The 20,232-nt window shown below is 58.3% G+C and carries 19 protein-coding genes; 12 read left to right on the top strand and 7 right to left on the bottom strand.

The window, feature by feature from the left end; genetic code table 11:
* Positions 1-205: 205 nt before the first annotated feature.
* From D3F01_RS00205 to D3F01_RS00195, 3 genes are all read right to left on the bottom strand, one after another.
* Positions 206-1,495, bottom strand: a complete 1,290-nt coding sequence (locus tag D3F01_RS00205; protein WP_242885418.1) for a sensor histidine kinase — start codon at positions 1,493-1,495, stop codon at positions 206-208.
* The gene (locus D3F01_RS00200) at positions 1,488-2,213 is read right to left on the bottom strand and encodes a LytTR family DNA-binding domain-containing protein (RefSeq protein WP_242885415.1); all 726 of its coding nucleotides are present in this window, start codon (positions 2,211-2,213) and stop codon (positions 1,488-1,490) included. Before D3F01_RS00200 ends, D3F01_RS00205 begins: the two co-directional genes overlap by 8 nt.
* A 175-nt stretch (positions 2,214-2,388) precedes the next feature.
* Entirely contained in the window at positions 2,389-3,759 is a 1,371-nt protein-coding gene (locus D3F01_RS00195; protein ID WP_156064476.1) for a sodium-dependent transporter, read from the bottom strand.
* Between the two features lie 186 nt (positions 3,760-3,945).
* Here D3F01_RS00195 and D3F01_RS00190 point away from each other — a divergent pair, with 186 nt between their 5' ends.
* The 5 genes from D3F01_RS00190 to D3F01_RS00170 all read left to right on the top strand — a co-directional run bounded on the left by D3F01_RS00190 (position 3,946) and on the right by D3F01_RS00170 (position 6,574).
* Positions 3,946-4,491: a sigma-70 family RNA polymerase sigma factor gene (locus D3F01_RS00190; RefSeq protein ID WP_242885412.1), complete on the top strand. Its 546-nt coding sequence runs from the start codon at positions 3,946-3,948 to the stop codon at positions 4,489-4,491.
* Positions 4,481-4,825 carry a hypothetical protein gene (locus tag D3F01_RS00185; RefSeq protein WP_242885410.1) on the top strand — a complete coding sequence of 115 codons (345 nt, stop codon included), beginning with the start codon at positions 4,481-4,483 and terminating at the stop codon, positions 4,823-4,825. Before D3F01_RS00190 ends, D3F01_RS00185 begins: the two co-directional genes overlap by 11 nt.
* On the top strand, positions 4,815-5,435 hold the full coding sequence (locus D3F01_RS00180; protein WP_242885408.1) for a hypothetical protein: 621 nt from the start codon (positions 4,815-4,817) through the stop codon (positions 5,433-5,435). The genes D3F01_RS00185 and D3F01_RS00180 overlap by 11 nt, the downstream gene beginning before the upstream one ends.
* Positions 5,422-6,063, top strand: coding sequence for a PrsW family glutamic-type intramembrane protease (locus D3F01_RS00175; protein WP_097771895.1), 642 nt, complete (start codon positions 5,422-5,424; stop codon positions 6,061-6,063). Before D3F01_RS00180 ends, D3F01_RS00175 begins: the two co-directional genes overlap by 14 nt.
* Positions 6,064-6,208: 145 nt before the next feature.
* On the top strand, positions 6,209-6,574 hold the full coding sequence (locus D3F01_RS00170) for a hypothetical protein (protein ID WP_143405654.1): 366 nt from the start codon (positions 6,209-6,211) through the stop codon (positions 6,572-6,574).
* A 140-nt stretch (positions 6,575-6,714) separates the two neighbouring features.
* Here the strand turns inward: D3F01_RS00170 and D3F01_RS00165 are convergent, their stop codons facing one another.
* Positions 6,715-8,322 (bottom strand): MBL fold metallo-hydrolase, encoded by a 1,608-nt coding sequence (locus D3F01_RS00165; RefSeq protein WP_117535276.1) that lies wholly within the window; start codon positions 8,320-8,322, stop codon positions 6,715-6,717.
* 207 nt (positions 8,323-8,529) lie between these two features.
* Between D3F01_RS00165 and typA the strand changes: the two genes are divergently transcribed.
* A complete protein-coding gene (typA, locus tag D3F01_RS00160; RefSeq protein ID WP_097771893.1) occupies positions 8,530-10,353 on the top strand; it encodes a translational GTPase TypA in 1,824 nt (607 codons plus the stop codon).
* Positions 10,354-10,432: 79 nt separating this feature from the next.
* Here typA and D3F01_RS00155 read toward each other — a convergent pair whose 3' ends face one another.
* Complete coding sequence (locus D3F01_RS00155; protein WP_242885405.1) at positions 10,433-11,461, bottom strand: GDSL-type esterase/lipase family protein; 1,029 nt, start codon at positions 11,459-11,461, stop codon at positions 10,433-10,435.
* A gap of 382 nt (positions 11,462-11,843) precedes the next feature.
* Here D3F01_RS00155 and D3F01_RS00150 point away from each other — a divergent pair, with 382 nt between their 5' ends.
* Together D3F01_RS00150 and D3F01_RS00145 are read left to right on the top strand one after the other, a co-directional pair.
* Positions 11,844-13,067 (top strand): 6-phosphofructokinase, encoded by a 1,224-nt coding sequence (locus D3F01_RS00150; protein ID WP_242885401.1) that lies wholly within the window; start codon positions 11,844-11,846, stop codon positions 13,065-13,067.
* A gap of 94 nt (positions 13,068-13,161) precedes the next feature.
* Complete coding sequence (locus D3F01_RS00145) at positions 13,162-14,388, top strand: 6-phosphofructokinase (RefSeq protein WP_156064457.1); 1,227 nt, start codon at positions 13,162-13,164, stop codon at positions 14,386-14,388.
* A 79-nt stretch (positions 14,389-14,467) separates the two neighbouring features.
* Here D3F01_RS00145 and D3F01_RS00140 read toward each other — a convergent pair whose 3' ends face one another.
* A complete protein-coding gene (locus D3F01_RS00140) occupies positions 14,468-15,295 on the bottom strand; it encodes an RNA methyltransferase (protein WP_005934478.1) in 828 nt (275 codons plus the stop codon).
* 183 nt (positions 15,296-15,478) lie between these two features.
* Between D3F01_RS00140 and D3F01_RS00135 the strand changes: the two genes are divergently transcribed.
* The 4 genes from D3F01_RS00135 (at position 15,479) to D3F01_RS00120 (ending at position 19,519) form a co-directional block, all read left to right on the top strand.
* Entirely contained in the window at positions 15,479-16,195 is a 717-nt protein-coding gene (locus D3F01_RS00135; RefSeq protein ID WP_097771222.1) for a YoaK family protein, read from the top strand.
* A gap of 175 nt (positions 16,196-16,370) precedes the next feature.
* A complete protein-coding gene (locus tag D3F01_RS00130; RefSeq protein WP_242885398.1) occupies positions 16,371-16,844 on the top strand; it encodes a sigma-70 family RNA polymerase sigma factor in 474 nt (157 codons plus the stop codon).
* Positions 16,845-17,825, top strand: coding sequence for a hypothetical protein (locus D3F01_RS00125; protein WP_242885396.1), 981 nt, complete (start codon positions 16,845-16,847; stop codon positions 17,823-17,825).
* Between the two features lie 203 nt (positions 17,826-18,028).
* Positions 18,029-19,519: a DUF1846 domain-containing protein gene (locus D3F01_RS00120; protein WP_098922210.1), complete on the top strand. Its 1,491-nt coding sequence runs from the start codon at positions 18,029-18,031 to the stop codon at positions 19,517-19,519.
* 89 nt (positions 19,520-19,608) lie between these two features.
* On the opposite strand, the gene D3F01_RS00115 is transcribed toward D3F01_RS00120, so the two are convergent.
* Positions 19,609-20,112 carry a CYTH domain-containing protein gene (locus D3F01_RS00115; protein ID WP_098922209.1) on the bottom strand — a complete coding sequence of 168 codons (504 nt, stop codon included), beginning with the start codon at positions 20,110-20,112 and terminating at the stop codon, positions 19,609-19,611.
* Between the last annotated feature and the right edge of the window lie 120 nt (positions 20,113-20,232).

Here is a 20,232-nt window from a genome sequence, read left to right as displayed (position 1 = left end):
CAAGATCGCCATTCAGAGCTTCGTCAGACTTTTTATTCGTAAAGACGTTCCGGCCCACGCACACACGCCTGCGTTCCCGGATGTTCCTTCCTCTGTCGGCCGCAAACCATACAGCGGGGAGGCGCTCCTGCCTTTAACTTGATTTCATTGTAGCAGATTCCGATGAAACTTTCACTCCAAATGTCATATTCTGCAGGGTTTCATGTCATAACTTGCGGAGCGGGATGGTGCAGGTAAAGCGGAACCAGCACCCCCGGCAGCTGATGGTATATTCGCCGCCGTATTTTTTCAGCACATCCTGCACGTTCCACAGCCCGAAGCCGTGGCCCGCCCCTTTCTGAGAGATGCGGGGCAGCTGACCGTCCGCGAGATTCAGGTCCTTCTCCACCCGGTTGCGGACAGAGAGCACCACCTCGTCCTCGCTCTTCCGCATCCGCACATAGACCTCCGGCGGATCAGCCTGCGCGGCGGCCTCAATGGCATTGTTGAGCAGGTTGGAGAGCACGATCACAAGGTCTGTCTGATCCATGGGCATATCCCGCAGATCGGGCAGATCAAAATAAACCATGACCCCTTTTCGGCTGGCTTCCTCGTACTTTTTGCTGAGCAGGGCATCCAATAAAGGGTTGTGGGTGTTCATAATGGTGGTATTCGCCGCAATGGTCTTTGTGAGCGTGGAAAGGTAGGCCTTTGCTCCCTCGTAATCGCCCTGCTGGAGCAGCAGAGCCAGTGCATCGGTGTGGTTGGTGAACTCATGGGTCAGTCGCCGCTGGGTCTTGTAGGATTCCAGAAGAGCTTCTGCGCTCTTCTTCTGGCGCACAGCCTCCACCATCAGTGTCTGCTGCAGCAGCATCTGGTCGTTGACCATCTGCACGATCCCCAGATGGATCAGCACTGCTATGGTCAGACCAAAGGTCAACATCATATTCATCATGCTGGGCACTTCACTGCCGCCGGATACCATCAGCACGATGTTCAGCACCACAACGATGCCAGGAAAAAAGGACATGACCAACATCTGCAGCGGGGTCAACGCCTGCTCCCTCCGCCAGCGCCGGATAATATAAGCCGCAAGCAGGCCAGCCCCCACAACAGCAGCAACCAGCAGGAACAGACAGCTGCGGTAGCGCCAGACCTCCCGGACCGGAATGTGCTTACACCAGGCAAAGGTGTAGCTGACTGTGTTTTCCGTCAACAGGCACATGATGCCGTTGACAAGGCAGGCCGAGAGCTTCTGGTTCCAGCTTCCGCCGAAAAAGAGCACCGTGACCAACAGGTAGATAACATTCAAAATCACAGATTCAACATTGAAAAAGCCAATGTCATGCCGGATCGAGGCCACTAGAAATACTGCTGCCAGCAGGGCTGCCCACAGGCAGGGGAAGCGGAATCTCCTGCTGCGGCCCAGAAATGCATGGTCCACCATGATAAAGGCCGCCCACTGGCCAATGCAGACCAGATGCCCCATCAGAAGCCAGAGCATTTCCTTAGTCATCCCCAAACTGCCCCTTCCATTCCAGATAGGTGCTGCGAATCTCAGCATAGCCGTTCCGGCTCACGCCCAGCTTGACCCCATTGCGCAGGGTGACCATATAGCTGCTGATCTGCCGGATGTACTTCATATTGACCACCGCGCTCCGCCCCACCCGCAGAAAGCCGTTCTCAAACAGGGCCTGCGGCAGCTCATTCAGCTTGCCATAGTAGGAGCACAGGGGCTGATGAGCCACATCTCCGTAAACGTTGATCTTGCGCAGATCGCTTTCGAGGTAGTAGATGCTGTCGTAGGGCAGCTCGGTCTCGGTGCGGTTCTGCCGGATGGTCAGGGTCTTGGGAGTCCGGTGATCCTGCTCGTGCAGAATGGCATCCAGACAGCGGGACAGCTGGCAGTCCAGATCGCGCTTGAGGATATAGCGGAACGCATTCACAGTGTAGCCCTCCGGAGCAAACTCCAGATAGGCTGACACATACACCAGGCAGATCTCCGGGCTGCACTGGCGCAGCTGCTTTCCCAGTGAGATGCCGTTCATGGTATCCAGATCCACATCCAGCAGCGCCACCTGATACAGATCAAGGTCCCGCCGGGCCAGTGTCTCTTCCCCGCTGTGGCAGACGGTGCATTCCACCTGCAGGCCCCGCCGCGCAAAGAAATCCCGGACGAGCGTTTCCACGCGGGCAGCAAACACCGCATCGTCATCACAGATCAAAATGTGCATTGTGTCCTCCAACAAAAACGCCCTCTCCGTCAGTGCTTCGCACTGCCACCTCTCCCAAAGGGCGAGGCAATTGCTGCTCTGACTTCAGGCTGTGCAAGCTGCTTCCCCATCAGATGCGTTGGCTCCCCCTCGGGGAAGCTGGCGAGCGAATGCGAGACTGAGAGGGTTTATTTCCTTATGCAAAGAACTTGTCGTAGATGCCAAAGGCAAAGATGAACAGCACGATCACGGGCAGACCGTAGGTCAGGTAACCGCGCATCCAATCGTGAATCTTCAGCCCCTCGCCGGTGTTGACCTCTTTTTTATAGTTGTCCCAGCCCCAGCCATAGCGGGAAACGCAGAACAGCAGGTAGACCAGGCTGCCCAGCGGCAGGAACAGATTGCTGACAAGGAAATCCTCAAAGTCCAGCACTGCACCGCCAAACACGGCAAAGCCATCCCAGGCCCAGAGGTTATACCCCAGCACGCAGGGCATGGACAGCAGAATGATGAGGAACAGGTTGACCAGACTGGACTTTTTACGGGTGCAGCCGGTCAGCTCCATGCCGCAGCAGATGATGTTCTCGAACACCGCCAGCACAGTGGACAGAGCAGCAAATGCCATGAATAGGAAGAACAGGCTGCCCCACAACCTGCCCAGCGCCATGTTGGCAAAAATATTGGGCAGGGTGATGAAGATCAGGCTGGGGCCTGCGGTCTGATCCACACCAAAGGTAAAGCAGGCCGGGAAGATGATGAGACCGGCCGTGATGGCCACAAAGGTATCCAGCACCACCACACGGACGCTCTCGCCCAGCAGGGAGTGCTCCTTGCCGATGTAGCTGCCAAAAATAGACATAGCACCGATGCCCAGGCTCAGGGTGAAGAAGGCCTGATTCATCGCACCCACCAGGGTGTTGACGATGCCAACCTCCTTCATGCGGCCAAAGTCAGGCACCAGGAAGAAGGAAAGACCCTCCTTTGCGCCGTCCATGAAGAGGCTGTTCACGGCCAGAATGACCATGATGAGGAGCAGGGCGATCATCATGCCCTTGGTCACACGCTCCAGACCATTCTGCAGGCCCTTAGCGCAGACCAGAATGCCCAGAACGACCACGAACACCATCCAGAAGGTCATAATGCCGGGGCTTGCCAGCATCTCGGTGAACTTGCCCGCCACCTCGTCTGCGTTCAAGCCGGAGAGCTTTCCGGCGGCGGTCATATAGAAATAGTGCAGCATCCAGCCTGCAACGGTGGTGTAGAACATCATCAGCAGGTAACAGCCGATCAGGGTGAAGTAGCCATGGATATGCCACTTCTGGCCCGGCTTTTCCAGCACCTGATAGGCGTGCACCGGGCTTTTGCGGCTGGCACGGCCCACAGCAAATTCCATGGTCATAATGGGCAGCCCCAGAATGACCAGGAACAGCAGGTAAAACAGTACGAAGGCTCCGCCGCCGCCCTGGCCTGCCATATAAGGAAATTTCCACACGTTGCCAATGCCGATGGCACAGCCTGCCGACAGCAGGATGAAGCCCAGCCGCGATTTCAGCGTTTCACGTTCCATAATAAATTTGTCCCCTCCAATAATTTCAGCCGCCCGCCTTCTGCACGAAAAACAGGCGAAATCAGTTTATTATATCACAAATTGGAAGAGAATGGAGTGCTTTTTCGTATTTTCCCTTGCAAATTTCTTTCATCTTATATAAAATAGACAAGATGAAATGTGTACAACACGGAAAGGAACAACCGGATGGTCTCAGACGAAACAGCCTACCGGAAGTATCTGGCCGGGGACGAGGCTGCCGCTCAGCTGTTGGTGGAGCGGTATGGCGACGCGCTGACCCTTTACATCAACGGCGTGCTGGGCGATATCCACGAGGCAGAGGATCTGATGATCGAAGCCTTTGCCCATATTTTTGCAAGAGAGCGGCCCATTCGGGATGGCTGCTTCAAGGCTTACCTCTATAAAACCGGGCGCAATCTCGCATTGCGCTGCAAGACCCGGCGGCGGTTTTTTCTGCCGCTGGAGGAACTGCCTTTTGAACTGCCGGACGAGGCGCTGGCCGAAACCGGGCTGTTCCAGAACGAACAGCACCAGCAGCTGTACGCCGCACTGGGCAAGCTCAAAAAGGAATACCGGGAGACACTTTTTCTGGTCTATTTTGAAGAACTGAGCTACCGGCAGGCCGCACAGGTGCTGGGACGCACCGAGCAGCAGGTAACGAACCTTGTGTACCGGGGCAAGCAGCAGCTGAAACAACTTTTGGAACAGGAGGGATATCAGTATGAAAACTGATGCCGAACGGATGGCGCTGATCCGCCAGCGCACGGCCCAGCTGCAGCGTCAGGCGCGCGCACGGCAGATGCGGCTGATCGATGCAGGCTGTATGGCGGCCTGTCTGGCGCTGGTGGTCTGCCTGGGCCTTGCCATGCCCGGCTGGGCAGGCACATCGGTCGCGCTGCATGTTTCCCCCACCGGCACCGCCGGGATGCTGAGTGAGCGCGGAGCCGACGGTTATATCCTGGTGGGCGTACTCTCGTTCCTGCTGGGCTCCTGCGTGACCATCCTGCTCTACCGCCTGCGCCGCAGCAGTGAAAAGAAGCACACGAGGGACGACGATGAGCTTTGAGATCATTGACAACACCTTTCAGGTGATCGTGCTGGCTGCGATGGCGCTCCTCGCCTTTATCCTCGCCTTCCGGCGCAGCAGCCGCTCCTGCCTGATCCTGGCGTTCGGCTACGCCAGCTTTATGATGGGCACTTTGTACTACCTGCTCCATCTGATCATTCTGGGCCATGGGCCGCAGGTGTTTTATGTGGCCGAATGCTCCTGGATGGCCTCGTATTTCTTTTTTCTCTCGCTGGAGATCCTCTATTGGGAGGGCCTGCGTCCGCCGTTCTCGCCTTTTGCGCTGGCAGCTGGGGTGGTCTTTGCCGGAGTTGTCATGCGGGTGCAGGTGTTTGGCCCTTCGCCGCTGATGTCCGGTGCGCTGGCGCTCACCTTTGGCACGCTGGCCTACCTCTGTTTTTCGGCCCTGCAAAAGGAAAAACGGCTCCGGCCTTATGAGATCGCACTTTTGTTTGAAATGTCCTTGCAGATCCTTCTGTTCGTTGCCTCCGGGTTCATCCGTGATTACACCCGGTTCAGCCTTTACTATGCTGTGGACATCCTGTTGACCCTCACGCTGGTCAGCTTCCTGCCCCGTATCCTGCAGGAGGAGCCCCATGACCTACATTGAAAACATCTTTTTGTGCCTGGCGCTTCCCATGCTGCTCTCCCTGCTGTTCACATCGGGCAGCCCCCGGCGCTTTACCCTGTTCGTGGTGCTGGGCATGGCCACCTGCCTGCTTTCGGCTTATGTCAGCAGCTTTTTCATGGGGCGGCACCAGTGCAGTGCCGTGACCACCGCCATAGAGATCGCACCTGTCTGCGAAGAGATCCTGAAGCTGCTGCCTCTGCTGCTCTACTTTTTGATCTTTGAGCCGGATTCCCACAAGCTGACTCCTGCGGCCATTGGCATTGCAGTGGGCTTTGCTACCTTTGAAAACGTCTGCTACCTGACCGAAAACGGTGCAGGAAGTTTTGTTTTCCTGCTCATCCGCGGCATGTCCGCCGGGGCCCTGCATCTGGTCTGCGGCATCCTGACCGGTCTGGCACTGGCCTATGTGTTCCGCCGTCCATGGCTCACCTGCACCGGCACGGTGGGGATTCTGGGGGTCTGCATGGTGCTGCACGGCATCTACAATCTGCTGATCACCGCCGACGGCTTCTGGCAGATGGTCGGGTACTTCTTTCCCTCTGCCATCATCGTCACCCTGTTTGCGGCAAGGCTGCTCCACAGGGGCAGGCACACTGTTTTTCGCTGACCGTTTCCCGCTCTTTTCCGGAGCGGGAAATTTTTTTGAACTTTTTTCAAATTTGGGTGAAAGGAATCGGCGCGAACTGTATTATAGGAGATAGAGAGGACGGAAAGCAGCCGCTCTGATGATCTCTCAAAAGGAGGGACTGTCCATGACCCAGAAGGCGAGTGTTCGTATGGAGGAAATTCGCCGCCGCACACGCAGGCTTCGTCAAAGGCGGGCACATCGAATCAACTGCGCTCTCTCCGCAGTTTGTCTGTTTTTGACAGTCGGCATTGCATCCCTGCTGTATCAGGAGCATGTTCCGGGTCTTTCCATCGTTCTGGCCGGGTACGGCTCGGTGCTGCTGCACAGCGGCGCTGATGCCTATATCGTGGTCAGCGTCGGCTCCTTTGTCACCGGCGTTGTATTCACGTTGCTCGGCATCCGGTACAGGCAGTACAAAGCACTGCACCGCCCCTTCTCCCCGGATGCTGCAGACAAGGCTTCCTCCCAAAGCCTCTCTGACGACCAGTAGCGCCCTCCATGCTCTTCTCCCACACACTTTTCTCCATACCCCGAAAAGGCTCTGCCGTTTCTCCCGGCAGAGCCTTTTCCCTTTTAACCAAAAACAGCACGCCGAAACCGAACGGCGTGCTGTTTTTTCTGGTTCTATGGTTATCTGTCCCACTTGTCGCACAGGGCGTTGATCTGGTCGGCAAACTTGGCAAGATCCTTGTTGGCCCCGCCCTCGTTGTGCTCGATGACGCGGAGCAGCCGCTTGCCGGCGCTGACCAGCCGCTGGAACACCGTTGCGGCGCGGGACGCTCCCTCGCTGGGCTTGTGCTCCAGCCGGACACGGGAGCCTTCCTGCAGGCAGACCGCACCTTCGGCCCCAATGGCCCACTGCTCCCCATTGTAAGGGGCACAGGCGGTAAAGCCCTGCTCGGTCAGGGTCTGGGCAAAGATGTTCTCCACCTCGTCCTCGCCATGGATGACAAACACCCGCTTGGGCTTGGGGCTGAACGCGTTCACCCAGGCCAGCAGGCCCTCGCGGTCGGCATGGCCCGAAAGACCCGTCAGCTGACAGATCTCTGCCTGCACGTCGATGGTCTCACCGAACAGCTTGACATTGACGGCACCATCGATCAGGGTGCGCCCCAGCGTTCCCACGGCCTGATAGCCCACAAAAAGGATCGTGCACTCCGGCCGCCACAGATTGTGCTTGAGGTGGTGGCGGATGCGGCCTGCCTCGCACATGCCGCTGGCCGAGATGATGACCTTGGGCACCCGGTCGGCGTTGATCATCCGGGACTCATCGCTGGTCACGCTGACCTGCAGCCCCGGGAACTGGATGGGGTCGATGCCCTGGGCCAGCAGCGCCCGGGTATCCTCGTCAAAGCAGTCGGGGTCGGTATCTTTGAAGATGCGGGTCGCCTCAATGGCAAGGGGGCTGTCGATGTAGACCGGGAAATTGCCGTGGCCGGTGACCAGGCCCTCTTTTTTGATCTCACGGATAAAGTAGAGCAGCTCCTGGGTGCGGCCCACCGCAAAGCTGGGGATGACCACATTGCCGCCCCGGTCAAAGGTGCGCTGCAGGATCCTGCTCAGCTCCCCCACATAGTCCGGGCGGGGACCGTGGCTGCGGTCGCCATACGTAGACTCCATAAACACATAGTCCGCGTCCCGGATCGTTGTCGGGTCCTTGATGATGGGCTGATGCTGGTTGCCGATGTCCCCGGAAAAGACCAGCTTGGTGGTGGTGCCGCTCTCAGTGACCCAGATCTCGATGCTGGAAGAGCCCAGCAGATGGCCCACATCGATGAAGCGGATCACAAGGCCCGGGGCCAGTTCGATCTTAGTGTTATACTCCATGCCCCGGAACAGCTGCATGGCCGCCTCGGCATCCTGCACGGTGTACATCGGCTCCACCGGCTCGGCACCGGCACGCTTCGCCTTGCGGTTCTTCCATTCAGCTTCAAACTCCTGAATGTGGGCAGAGTCCCGCAGCATGATGCTGCACAGCTGAGTCGTGGGCTTGGTGGCATAGATCCTGCCCCGGAAGCCGTTGCGCACCAGCAGCGGCAGCTGGCCTGTGTGGTCGATATGCGCATGGGTCACCAACACGCCGTCAATTTCACCCGGTGCCACAGGGAGGGGCTGGTTTTCGTAGACATTCTTGCCCTGCTCCATGCCGCAGTCGATGAGGTAGCGCTGCCCAGCTGCTTCCAACAGGGTGCAGCTGCCCGTGACCTCGTGGTTGGCTCCCAAAAATGTGAGCTTCATAGATACACCTCCCGGTTCAGTTTTGCACCCTTAGTATAGCACAACTCGCCGCGTCCATCTGCCCAAATCGTGTCAAGAGTTATCGGGCAAAGCGCCGAAATTTTGAAAAAGTTTTTATACAATCTTGACAAACCACCCCCAACTGAGATAAACTTTATTCGTATGACGTAACTTCTACAGAGATTCAAAATAGAGAGGTAGTTATTTATGGTTCGTAACGATTTGCGCAACGTCGCCATTATCGCTCACGTTGACCACGGCAAGACCACGCTGGTGGATGCCATGCTGCGTCAGAGCGGCGCTTTCCGCGACAATCAGGTCGTGGCAGAGCGTGTCATGGACAGCGGCGATATCGAGCGTGAGCGCGGTATCACCATTCTGGCCAAGAACTGCTCCTGCACCTACAAGGGTGTCAAGATCAACATCGTTGATACCCCGGGCCACGCCGACTTTGGCGGCGAGGTCGAGCGCGTGCTGAAGATGGTCAACGGCGTACTGCTGCTGGTGGACGCTGCTGAGGGCTGCATGCCCCAGACCCGTTTTGTTCTGCAGAAGGCTCTGCAGCAGAACCTGAGCCTGGTGGTTGCCATCAACAAGATCGACCGCCCCGATGCCCGCATCAAGGAAGTCATCGACGAGGTGCTTTACCTGCTGATGGATCTGGGCGCTTCCGATGAGCAGCTGGAATGCCCCATCCTGTTCTGCTGCGGCCGTCAGGGCACCGCAAGCCTGGACCCCGATGTGCCCGGCACCGACCTGATCCCCCTGTTCGACACCCTGCTGGACACCATCCAGCCTCCTCAGGGTGACCCCGAGGCTCCCTTCCAGATGCTGGTCTCCTCTGTTGACTACAACGAGTTCGTTGGCCGCATCGGCATTGGCCGCATCCAGAACGGCGTTGCCAAGGTCGGCGAGGAAGTGGTCGTGTGCGACTGGCACAACCCCGACCTGAAGATGCGCGGCCGCCTGACCAAGCTGTACGATTTCCAGGCCAATGGCCGCCAGCCCTGCGACAACATCACCGCAGGCGATATCGTTGCATTCTCCGGCCTGCCCGATGTCACCATCGGCAACACGCTGTGTGCTCCCTCTCAGGTTGAGCCGCTGCCCTTCGTGAAGATCAACGACCCCACCGTGGAGATGACCTTCTCCGTCAACGACAGCCCCCTGGCCGGCCGTGAGGGCAAGTACGTCACCAGCCGCCAGATTCGTGACCGCCTGCAGAAAGAGCTGCTGAAGGACGTTGCTCTGAAGGTGGAGGATTCTCCCACCACCGATTCCTTCCGCGTTATGGGCCGTGGTGAGATGCACCTGTCCATCCTGATCGAGACCATGCGCCGTGAAGGCTACGAGCTGCAGGTCTCTCCCCCGCACGTTCTGACCAAGGTCATCGACGGCAAGACCTACGAGCCCATGGAGCACGTTGTCATCGACGTTCCCACCCAGTATCAGGGTGCTGTGATGACCGGCCTGGGCCAGCGCAAAGCCGTCCTGCAGCAGATGGAGTCCCTGGGCACCGACCGTGTCCGCCTGGAGTTCCGGATGCCCAGCCGCGGCCTGTTCGGCTACCGCAACCAGTTCCTGACCGATACCCACGGCGAAGGCATCCTCAACCAGATCTTTGATGGCTACGATGTCTGGGCCGGCATGATTGCCAACCGTTCCACCGGTTCTCTGGTCAGCTTTGAGACCGGCGATGCCGTTACCTACGGCCTGTACAACGCGCAGCAGCGCGGCACCCTGCTGGTGGGCGCTGGCGAAAAGGTCTACGAGGGCATGGTCATCGGCTACACCGCTTCCGGCGAGGATGTGGATGTCAACGTCTGCAAGACCAAGCACCTGACCAATACCCGTGCTTCCGGTTCCGATGACGCTCTGCGCCTGATCCCCGTCAGCAAGCTGAGCCTGGAGGGCTGCCTGGAGTTCCTGGCACAGGATGAGCTGCTGGAGGTCACCCCTGAGAACCTGCGCATCCGCAAGCAGATCCTGAACCACGACCAGCGCATGAAGGCAAAGAGCAAGCTGAAGTAAGCTGCTTTCCTTCCCGATCAACATAAAAAACGGCATCGCAAACCAATCGGTCTGCGATGCCGTTTTTGCGTTTCGCTCTTTATTCAGCGCTGTATGCGCTGCCCATGGTCCAGGAGTTGGAAGCCGAATACTTTGCGTGGTTGCGCAGGTAGGTGACCCAGGCACCGTAGCCGTTTCCGGCCGAGAAGTGGACTCCATCCGGAGCCGCCAGCATCTCCTTCAGATTCCCGTTCTCATCGGCAAAGGTCTCCCACAGGTCAAGGTAGACACAGCCCTTGTCTGCAGCCAGCTTTGCCAGCTGCTCGTTCACCGAGCGCAGGACATCGGACGCAAGACCGGGCTTTTCCGCAGCGGCCTGGGGCCGCACCGGCGGGATGGACTGGACATAGATGACGCAGCCGGGCAGGGCCTGCCTGAGCTGATCCAGCATCTGGCCATAGTAGGCCAGAAAGCGGTCTGCTGCCCCCAGCGTGGTCAGCGTGTTGGTGCCCAGCAGGATATAGAGCTTTTTCGGCTGGGCCGCTGTCAGCACATCCATTGCCACCTCTGAGCCGCGCACGCTGCTCTTGACCGCGCTGCGGTTCACGATGGCATCGGGGCCCACGCCGGTATAGCCACAGATGAGCGCCCCGCCCAGGTTGATGCTGTAATCGGAAAAGCCCACGGTCAGGCTGTCGCCCAGCAGGGCCGCATCCGAAAAGTAACTCAGATCCACCTGCCCACAGCTGGGCTGACGGATCACGCTGCTGTCATACGCCTTGACCTGATAGGCCCCCGCTGCCTGCCGGGCGGGTCCGAACTGTTCCAGCGTGACAGCCGCCGCATCGGCGGTTCCACTGCCTTCCCCTGCCGTACCGCCGGCGCTGTCTGCCGCAGAGGCTCCCGTATCTCCCTGCATGGGCAGCGGAGCCAGGATATTGGCCGCTGTGCCCGCCGCCGGGCTTTGCTGGACAGCCTCGCTCTGCTTTTCGCCATTTTCCAGAATGGCCGTGATGGCCAGCGACAGCAGCAGGATCGCTGCAATGACCCCCGCCAGCCGCAGGCCGGTGCCTGCCTTGCTGCGCCGTCTCCGGCCATGGGTGGAATGATATTCGTGTGAGATTCCCATTCTCTTTCCCGCCTTTCCCTGTTTTCTTTTCTCTATCATTACGGTCAGTATCCCCGAAAAATTGCAAAGTTTGCATTCTGCACTCCGACCGACCCTATGTTTTTGTAGGATACGCCAAATATTGTATCATAATTTTTTTGCCCATGCAACCAATCAGGTCTTGCATACAACAGAGAAATAGTTTACAATAGTATTGTTGCAGGAATTGCACAGTTTTCATTGAATCAGATGCACATCCTGCATTCTTTTTGTACGACTTGCGGCGCGCATCCGCATCCACATTCTCCTTCCCCGGGCAGTGCAGGGCTCTGGGAGGACACAGGGGGACTGACCGCGTGCTTTGCAGGACGTAAAATGTTGTTCTTTTGGATAAGGAGGACGTATGTCAAAGAATGTCATCATCGGCCAAAGCGGCGGCCCCACCGCCGTTATCAATTCCAGCCTGGCAGGCGTATACAAAGCTGCCTGCAGTCTGGGGGCCGATAAAGTCTACGGAATGAAGTACGGCATCGAGGGCCTTTTAAAGGAAGAGATGCTGGAACTGAACGTTCTGCTGGATGACCGCATGAGTATCGAGCTGCTCAAGCGCACCCCGTCCAGCTATCTGGGCAGCTGCCGCTACAAGCTGCCGGACCCGGATGTGGACTCTACCCCGTTCATCAAGCTGTTCACCCTGTTTGACAAGTACGATATCTGTGCTCTGTTCTACATCGGCGGCAATGACTCGATGGACACCATTGCAAAACTCTCCCGTTACGGTGCCCAGGTGGGCAGCAGCGTCCGGTTCATCGGTGTGCCCAAGACCATCGACAACGACCTTTGCCTGACCGACCACACCCCCGGCTACGGCTCTGCCGCCAAGTACATTGCCACCATCCTGAAGGAGGTCATCCGTGACTCCTCCGTTTACAACATCCGCAGCGTGACGGTGGCCGAGATCATGGGCCGCCACGCGGGCTGGCTGGCCGGTGCGGCCTGCCTGGCCGGCGGCGATGACTGCGAAGGCCCCGACCTCATCCTGCTGCCCGAAGTTCCCTTTGACCCGGACAGGTTCCTGACCCGGGTGGACGAGCTGCAGCGGGTCAAACCCAATGTCATCATTGCAGCCAGCGAGGGCGTTAAGACTGCCGACGGCACCTATCTGTGCGATCTGGTCTCTACCGCCGGGCAGCTGGATGCCTTTGGTCACAAGGCCATCCTCAGCGGCACCAGCCGGTACCTTTCCGATCTCATCCACGACAACCTGAACTGCAAGAGCCGTGCCATTGAGTTCTCGACCCTGCAGCGCTGCGCCAGCCATCTGGCCAGCCGCACCGATGTGAACGAGGCCTACGCCGTGGGCGGCGCTGCCGCTTCCGCTGCCTTTGCGGGCGAGACCGGGCGGATGATCTCGCTCAAGCGCATTTCCGATTACCCCTACCAGTGCATCACCGAGTCGGTGGATGTCCGGCAGGTGGCAAACCTGGAGAAAAAGGTGCCGCTGGACTGGATCACCCCGGACGGAATGCAGGTGACGGCGGCATTTGAGGAGTATGCCCGCCCGCTCATCCTGGACGAAGTGACACCGGTCTATGTCAACGGTACCCCGCGCCATATCTGCCTGTAAGTTTCATTTGCGCGTTTCCTCCCCCCTCGTGGTCTGTTTTCGTGCTCCTGCACGATAATATAAAAGCCGAAACAGAAGAAAAGGAGAAATCATCATGGGTAAAAATGCAATCGTTGGTCAGTCTGGCGGCCCTACCTCCGTCATCAATGCAAGTCTGGCAGGCGTATTCGAGAGCTGCAAGAGCCGCGGCGCTGAGATCGTTTACGGCATGTGCAACGGCGTTGCCGGTCTGCTGGAGGAGCGCGTGGTGGATCTTTCCACCGTGCTGACCGACGACCTGGATATCGAGCTGCTCAAGCGCACCCCGTCCAGCTTCCTGGGCAGCTGCCGCTATAAGCTGCCCGATTGGCACGATGACGAGACCGTTTACAAGAAGCTGTTCACCATCCTGGAAAAGCTGAACATTGGCTACTTCTTCTACATTGGCGGCAACGACTCCATGGATACCATCGGCAAGCTGGCCGAGTACGGCAACCGCATCCAGAGCGACATCCGCTTCATGGGCGTTCCCAAGACCATCGATAACGACCTGATGGTGACCGACCACACCCCCGGCTACGGCTCTGCGGCAAAGTACATCGGTGTGGTGATGAAGGAGATTATCCGCGATGCCACCGTTTACGGCACCAATTATGTCACCGTGGTCGAGATCATGGGCCGCAACGCCGGCTGGCTGACCGCTGCTGCCTCTCTGGCCAAGAGCGATGACTGCGAGGGCGTGGATATGATCTGTCTGCCCGAAGTCCCCTTCAACGTGGAGCACTTCATTGAGAAGGTCCGCGCCATGCAGGAGAAGAAGCCCAGCATCGTGATCGCTGTTTCCGAGGGTGTCAAGCTCGAGGACGGTCGTTACGTCTGTGAGCTGGCCGATGATGTGCACGCAGTGGACGCTTTCGGCCACAAGGCACTGACTGGTACCGCACGCTATCTGGCGAATGTGGTCGCCCGCAATCTGGATACCAAGACCCGCTGTATCGAGCTGTCTACCCTGCAGCGCTGCGCTGGTCACCTGACCAGCCGCACCGACATCACCGAGGCTTACCAGGTGGGCGGCGCTGCTGCCAAGGCTGCCTTTGAGGGTGTCACCGGTCAGATGGTCGCCCTGAAGCGCATCTCCAACAGCCCCTATCAGTACATCACCGAGCTGCACCCCATCAGTGAAGTTGCAAACCTCGAGAAGAAGGTTCCCCTGAGCTGGATGAACGAGAATCACACCCAGATGACCGAGGAATTCCTCGAGTATGCCCGCCCGCTGATCCAGGCTGAGCTGACTCCGCTGTACATTGCAGGTCTGCCCCACCACATCTACATGAAAAAGTAATTTCTCCTTTGAATCCTTCTAAGGCATAGCAAAACTCCCGCCCGGCTCCGGGCGGGAGTTTTGCTGTGTGGCTTATGAATTACTGTTTGCCCAGCTGCCAGAACGCCACGGCGCTGGCGGCGGCAACATTCAGGGAATCGACCCCGTGGGACATGGGGATCTTGACTGTGTAATCGCAGGATGCGATGGTGGTATGGGAAAGGCCGTCTCCCTCCGTGCCCAGCACAATGGCAAGCTTCGGCTCCCGGGCAAGGGCTTCGTCATCAATGCTGACCGAACGGTCACTCAAGGCCATGGCAGCCGTCTTGAAGCCCAGGGCATTCAGCTGAGCAAGCCCCTTTTCGGGCCAATCAGCAGGCGTTTCACCGATCTGCGCCCAGGGCACCTGAAATACTGTGCCCATACTCACGCGCACGGCCCGGCGGCAGAGCGGGTCACAGCAGGAGGGATTGACGAGAACTGCGTCCATGTTCAGCGCTGCCGCGCTGCGGAAGATGGCACCCACGTTGGTGGAATCCACAATACCCTCCAGCACGGCCACCCGCCGGGCATTCCGGCAAAGCTCCTCCACGGTGCGAGGCTTTGGACGTTGAAAGGCGCAGAGCACACCCCGGGTCAGCTCGTAGCCTGTCAGTGCAGCCAGCAGCTCCCGGTCAGCAGTATAAATGGGTGCATCCCCGCAGCGGGTCAGGATCTCCGCCGCAGGGCCGGTGATCTGCCTGCGCTCCATCAGCAGGGAGACCGGCACAAAGCCTGCATCCAGTGCCCGGGAGATCACCTTGGGGCTCTCGGCAATGAAGATGCCTTTTTCGGGTTCCAGCCGACTGCGCAGCTGGTTCTGTGTCAGGCGGGCGTAGGGGTCCAGCTCCGGCGCGTGAAAGTCCGTGATCTCGATGATATTGGGCATGGGGAGATTCTCCTTTTTCTGTATGAATGACCTTATTGTAGCACAACCCGGATGCAATTGCAAAATACATGGCAGGCATATTCGTTTTACATGGTCAAAACCGCCAAAAATCACCTTTTGTTTTTGACAAATACGTCAACCCGCGCTATAGTATAGGGGTAAAAAAACAGAGGGGGAATTTGCATGAATTCCAAGAAAAAGCGCCGCGGCCAGATGTCGGAAGCCTTCTGCACGGCAATGTTCCTTTCACTGTCCGGCGGCCTGCAGGACGTATACACCTATCTGTTCCGGGGCAAGGTGTTTGCCAACGCCCAGACCGGCAACATCGTGCTGATGGCTGTCCATGCCTTTGCCGGGGAGTGGGGGCGTGTGCTGCATTATCTTGTGCCCCTGTGCTTCTTTGCGCTGGGCGTGTTCGCGGCAGAGCTGATGCACCAGAAGCTGCAGAATCTGCAGCGGCTCCACTGGCGGCAGCTGGTGGTGCTATGTGAGATCGTGATGCTGTTCGTGGTGGGCTTTTTCCCGCAGGAGTGGAATCTTATGGCCAATGCGCTGGTCTCGTTTGCCTGTGCGATGCAGGTGCAGACCTTCCGCAAGGTGAACGGTTATGCCTTTGCCAGCACCATGTGCATCGGCAACATGCGCAGCGGCATGGACTCCCTCTGCAGCTGGGTGCTCAACCGCAATCCTGCCGCCCTGAAAAAATCCCTTTATTACTGGGGCATCATCCTCCTGTTTGCGCTGGGCGCGGGCCTGGGCAGCCTGGCGCTGGACCTCTGCGGCGCAAAGGCCATCTGGCTCTCCTGCCTGCTGCTGGCCGTCAGCTTCTGCCTGATGTTCCTGAAAGAAGATGTGGAAGAGATCAAAGAAGATCTTGAAGCACTGGAAGCAAAACATTAAATCAAGGAGTTTCCCTCAGTTTCACGCTGTTTACCGCCATGCCAAAGGCTCTCCTGGTAGGAGAGCTGGCGAGCGCCAGCGAGACTGAGGGTTTATTTTTCTCCGGATCTATCCAACACTTCCCCGGTCTCCTTCGTCTTACAGGCAGAACGACGCAATGAAAGGAGGAAGCCCCATGTGGGAGCTGCTGTACGAGACCTTCTGGGACAGGCTGGAACACTTCTGTTTCAATCTCTGCCGGGACGAAGCCCGGGCGGAGGATCTGACCCAGGAAGTCTTTCTGCGGGCACTGCAGAACCGGACCCTTATCAACAGCTTTACGGAACGGCAGTGCAAAGCCTGGCTATTTACCACAGCGCGGAATCTCTACTGTGACCAGCTCCGCCGGACGGCAAAGGAGGAGCAGCTGCTCAGCACCTTTTTCCCGGAAGAGGACAGTGCTGAACCGGATTCCGCGCTGGACACAGTGGAAGCCGCCAGTCTGCTGGCTCTGCTCACCCCGGAAGAACGGCGGCTGTTCACCCTGCGCTATACAGCGGGCTACAATGCCAGCGAGATCGGTCAGCTGCTCAGTCTCCCGCCCGGCACGGTCCGCAGCCGCCTTGCCCAGATACGCCATCGCCTCAAAACTGAACTTACGGAGGAATAAATGATGAAAAAGAACCTGAATGTGGACGCTATGATCCTGGACCTGCGCAATGTGCAGGAGGATTTTCTTGACCGCTATGAGCAGATCAAGCTGGACTGCATGATCGCGCTGACCTCGCCCCGGGTGCAGACGCTCCTGAGCCAGCACAACATTTCTCTGGATTCGATGCTCTGCAAAAATGTCCCGGAGGAGGTCTCGGTGGGTGTGGTCAATGGCAAGGTCACGCTGAGCTCTGCCAGCCAGACCGCCGCCGGGCAGGTACTGGTGGTCAACGGCAAGCTGATGATCGCACCGGATGCTGCGGAGGTTTTACAGAAGTACGCCTGCATTCTGGTCAACGGTATGATCTACTGCCCGCAGTGCCTCTCGGCAGTGGTATCCGCCCGCTGCATCCTGAACGGAAAGCTGGCGGTCTACCCCGATGATGCAGTGCTCCTGCCGGGAAGCTCCATCAAGCTAGACAACACCTTCCTGCTGCGGGCACAAAGCCGCCTGTACTGGAATGAACATCGCTTCCTGGCGGTTGACCCCAGGCTCGACACTGCCGCACTGGCCGCCAAGGGCTGCCGCTTTTCCGCTCCAAAGGCCATCCTGTGCGCAAGCCTTGCGCCCGTTCTGGCCCCGCTCTTCCCGGATTCCACCGAGCTGATCATCGTGCCGGACGGCACCGCCGTGGTGGAGGACGACCTGGAACTGACCGCCTCTTCCCTGCGCCGGTATGGCACCCGTCTCTATGTGCTGGGCGATGCTGTCATCCCCGCAGAGAGCGCAGACCTGCTGGCTCAGATCGAATTCCTGCATGTTACCGGTGAAGTAGAGCTGCCTGGTGCTCTGGAAGCGGCCTTCTTTGCCATCCCTGAGCTGGAATGCGGCAAAGTAGTCCACGAGGACGCTCTGCCCAAACAGACCCGCGCCAAAGCAAAGGATGAGGAGCCCGATCCGGATACCGTGACCCTCAGCGGCATCCAGCTGACCCTGTAATCCGCACTGTTCCTCCCTGCCCCGCTCTTTCCGGCAGAAGCGCTCTGCTGGAAGGAGCGGGACTTTTGTTGATTTTTTATTGCACCCGCTCCTCTGATATGATATACTGTTTTTGTATTGTGTAATTCCCCGGGCACACTTCCGCTGTGGAACCCGCTGCCCGGGCAGGATATGGGAACCGAAATCAGGAAGAGGAGCAACGAATGAAAAAAGGATTTGACAACGACAAATACCTGCAGATGCAGTCGGAGCACATCCGGGAGCGGATCGCGCAGTTCGACAACAAGCTGTATCTGGAATTCGGCGGCAAGCTGTTCGATGACTACCACGCCTCCCGCGTGCTGCCCGGCTTCCAGCCCGATTCCAAGCTGCAGATGCTGCTGCAGCTGAAGGATCAGGCCGAGGTCGTTATCGTCATCAACGCTGAGGACATCGTCAGCAGCAAGGTGCGCGGTGACTATGGCATCACTTATGATCTGGACGTTCTGCGTCTCATCGATGCATTCCAGGAGCGCGGCCTGTTTGTGGGCAGCGTATGCGTGACCATGTACACCGCTGCCCCCGAGGTGGAAGCCTTTGAGAAGCGGCTGAACAGCCTGGGCATCCGCACCTTCCGGCACTATAAGATCCCCGGCTACCCCAACGACGTTGCCCGCATTGTGAGCGACGAGGGCTATGGCCGCAACGAGTACATTGAGACCCAGCGCCCGCTGGTGGTTATCACGGCTCCCGGCCCCGGCAGCGGCAAGATGGCCACCTGCCTGTCCCAGCTGTACCACGAATACAAGCGGGGCGTGAAGGCCGGCTATGCCAAGTTTGAGACCTTCCCCATCTGGAACATCCCCCTGAAGCACCCGGTCAACCTGGCATACGAGGCCGCTACCGCCGACCTGAACGATGTGAACATGATCGACCCGTTCCATCTGGAGGCCTATGGCAAGACCGCGGTCAACTACAACCGCGACATTGAGATCTTCCCCGTGGTCAACGCCATGTTTGAGCTGATTGCAGGCAAGAGCCCCTACCACTCCCCCACCGACATGGGCGTGAATATGGCCGGCAACTGCATCGTGGATGATGCGGCCTGCTGCGAAGCTTCCCGCAACGAGATCGTCCGCCGCTACTTCAAGGCCCTGTGCGACCTCAAGAACGGCGCACAGATCCAGAGCGAGGTCTACAAGCTGGAGCTGCTGATGAATCAGGCCGGACTGACCCTGGGCAGCCGCCCGGTGGAGCAGGCCGCCCATGCAGTCTCCGAAAAGACCGGCGGTGCCCCCGCTGCCGCCATTGAGCTGCCGGACGGTACCGTTGTCACCGGCAAGACCGGCCCCCTGCTGGGTGCCGCTTCCTCCGCTCTGCTCAACGCGCTGAAAAAGCTGGCCGGTATCGACCAGGAGCTTGACCTCGTTTCTGCCGCCGCCATCGAGCCCATCCAGACCCTCAAGACCAACTATCTGGGCAGCAAGAACCCTCGCCTGCACACCGACGAGATCCTGATTGCCCTGTCCAGCTCGGCCGCGCAGAATCCCACTGCTGCAGCCGCCCTCAAGCAGCTCTCCCACCTGAAGGGCTGCGATATGCACTCCACCGTCATCCTGTCCAGCGTGGATATGGATACCGTGAAGAAGCTGGGCATGTATCTGACCTGCGAGCCCACCTATGAGGAAGCAGACCGGATGTACCACAAGAAGTAAAAAATAATGACCCTCTCTGTCATTGCTTTGCGCTGCCGTCTTTCCCCAAGGGCTAGGCGGCCGTATCTGCGCGACGGAGAGGGTCATTTTTATTTCCGGGTCTGTTCCCAGTAGGCTCCCATGCTCTGGCCGGGCTGGTCGGTGACATCATCGTTCAGATAGTCTGCAAGGCCAAAGGCTTCCGGCTTCCAGCTGCGGGCAGCATCCACGGTGGGGTATTCCACCTCGGCGTACCAGAACGCAGTGGGCTGGCCCTCATCCACATGGTTCACCTCCAGCACAAGGCCATCGGGCAGGGCGTAGCTTCTGCGGATCTTCCCGATCAGGGGCTTACCGATGATCTTTGTTTCCAGTTCATCAAACAGTTTCTTGTCGATGGGGCGCTCGATTTCCTCCCGTGCAAGCCCGCTTCCTGACTTAAAGCAGAGGATATAGGCCGTCTCGCCGCCTTTGAGCGCCTCCTCCCGGATGCGCACGGTGGGCCGCACGCTGATATATCCCTGCCGCATGGCAAACTCTTCCTTGAGCGGCAGAGCCGGGAAGTTTTCACCCTCCGGCCAGCCGTTCACCATCCATTTGCGTTCGATCTCCATGACGTTTTCCTCGTTTCTGTGTTTTTGTATTTATTCTAGCACGTTTTTATGCTAGAATAAATATCAGTATGAAATTTTAGCATCCTCACCCTCTCAGTCAATGCCTGACGGCATTGCCAG

The sequence above is a fragment of the Faecalibacterium sp. BCRC 81149 genome (genome assembly GCF_022750605.1).
GTDB classification, from domain to species: Bacteria; Bacillota; Clostridia; order Oscillospirales; family Ruminococcaceae; genus Faecalibacterium; species Faecalibacterium duncaniae.
The sequence above is the reverse complement of the archived record's forward strand: the minus strand, read 5'-3'. Positions and strand labels throughout refer to the sequence as shown.

Excerpts from the sequence above, each read along its gene's own strand:
- D3F01_RS00205 (WP_242885418.1), bottom strand. The coding sequence starts at position 1,495 with ATGACTAAGGAAATGCTCTGGCTTCTGATGGGGCATCTGGTCTGCATT.
- D3F01_RS00200 (WP_242885415.1), bottom strand. The coding sequence starts at position 2,213 with ATGCACATTTTGATCTGTGATGACGATGCGGTGTTTGCTGCCCGCGTG.
- D3F01_RS00195 (WP_156064476.1), bottom strand. The coding sequence starts at position 3,759 with ATGGAACGTGAAACGCTGAAATCGCGGCTGGGCTTCATCCTGCTGTCG.
- D3F01_RS00190 (WP_242885412.1), top strand. The coding sequence starts at position 3,946 with ATGGTCTCAGACGAAACAGCCTACCGGAAGTATCTGGCCGGGGACGAG.
- D3F01_RS00185 (WP_242885410.1), top strand. The coding sequence starts at position 4,481 with ATGAAAACTGATGCCGAACGGATGGCGCTGATCCGCCAGCGCACGGCC.
- D3F01_RS00180 (WP_242885408.1), top strand. The coding sequence starts at position 4,815 with ATGAGCTTTGAGATCATTGACAACACCTTTCAGGTGATCGTGCTGGCT.
- D3F01_RS00175 (WP_097771895.1), top strand. The coding sequence starts at position 5,422 with ATGACCTACATTGAAAACATCTTTTTGTGCCTGGCGCTTCCCATGCTG.
- D3F01_RS00170 (WP_143405654.1), top strand. The coding sequence starts at position 6,209 with ATGACCCAGAAGGCGAGTGTTCGTATGGAGGAAATTCGCCGCCGCACA.
- D3F01_RS00165 (WP_117535276.1), bottom strand. The coding sequence starts at position 8,322 with ATGAAGCTCACATTTTTGGGAGCCAACCACGAGGTCACGGGCAGCTGC.
- typA (WP_097771893.1), top strand. The coding sequence starts at position 8,530 with ATGGTTCGTAACGATTTGCGCAACGTCGCCATTATCGCTCACGTTGAC.
- D3F01_RS00155 (WP_242885405.1), bottom strand. The coding sequence starts at position 11,461 with ATGGGAATCTCACACGAATATCATTCCACCCATGGCCGGAGACGGCGC.
- D3F01_RS00150 (WP_242885401.1), top strand. The coding sequence starts at position 11,844 with ATGTCAAAGAATGTCATCATCGGCCAAAGCGGCGGCCCCACCGCCGTT.
- D3F01_RS00145 (WP_156064457.1), top strand. The coding sequence starts at position 13,162 with ATGGGTAAAAATGCAATCGTTGGTCAGTCTGGCGGCCCTACCTCCGTC.
- D3F01_RS00140 (WP_005934478.1), bottom strand. The coding sequence starts at position 15,295 with ATGCCCAATATCATCGAGATCACGGACTTTCACGCGCCGGAGCTGGAC.
- D3F01_RS00135 (WP_097771222.1), top strand. The coding sequence starts at position 15,479 with ATGAATTCCAAGAAAAAGCGCCGCGGCCAGATGTCGGAAGCCTTCTGC.
- D3F01_RS00130 (WP_242885398.1), top strand. The coding sequence starts at position 16,371 with ATGTGGGAGCTGCTGTACGAGACCTTCTGGGACAGGCTGGAACACTTC.
- D3F01_RS00125 (WP_242885396.1), top strand. The coding sequence starts at position 16,845 with ATGATGAAAAAGAACCTGAATGTGGACGCTATGATCCTGGACCTGCGC.
- D3F01_RS00120 (WP_098922210.1), top strand. The coding sequence starts at position 18,029 with ATGAAAAAAGGATTTGACAACGACAAATACCTGCAGATGCAGTCGGAG.
- D3F01_RS00115 (WP_098922209.1), bottom strand. The coding sequence starts at position 20,112 with ATGGAGATCGAACGCAAATGGATGGTGAACGGCTGGCCGGAGGGTGAA.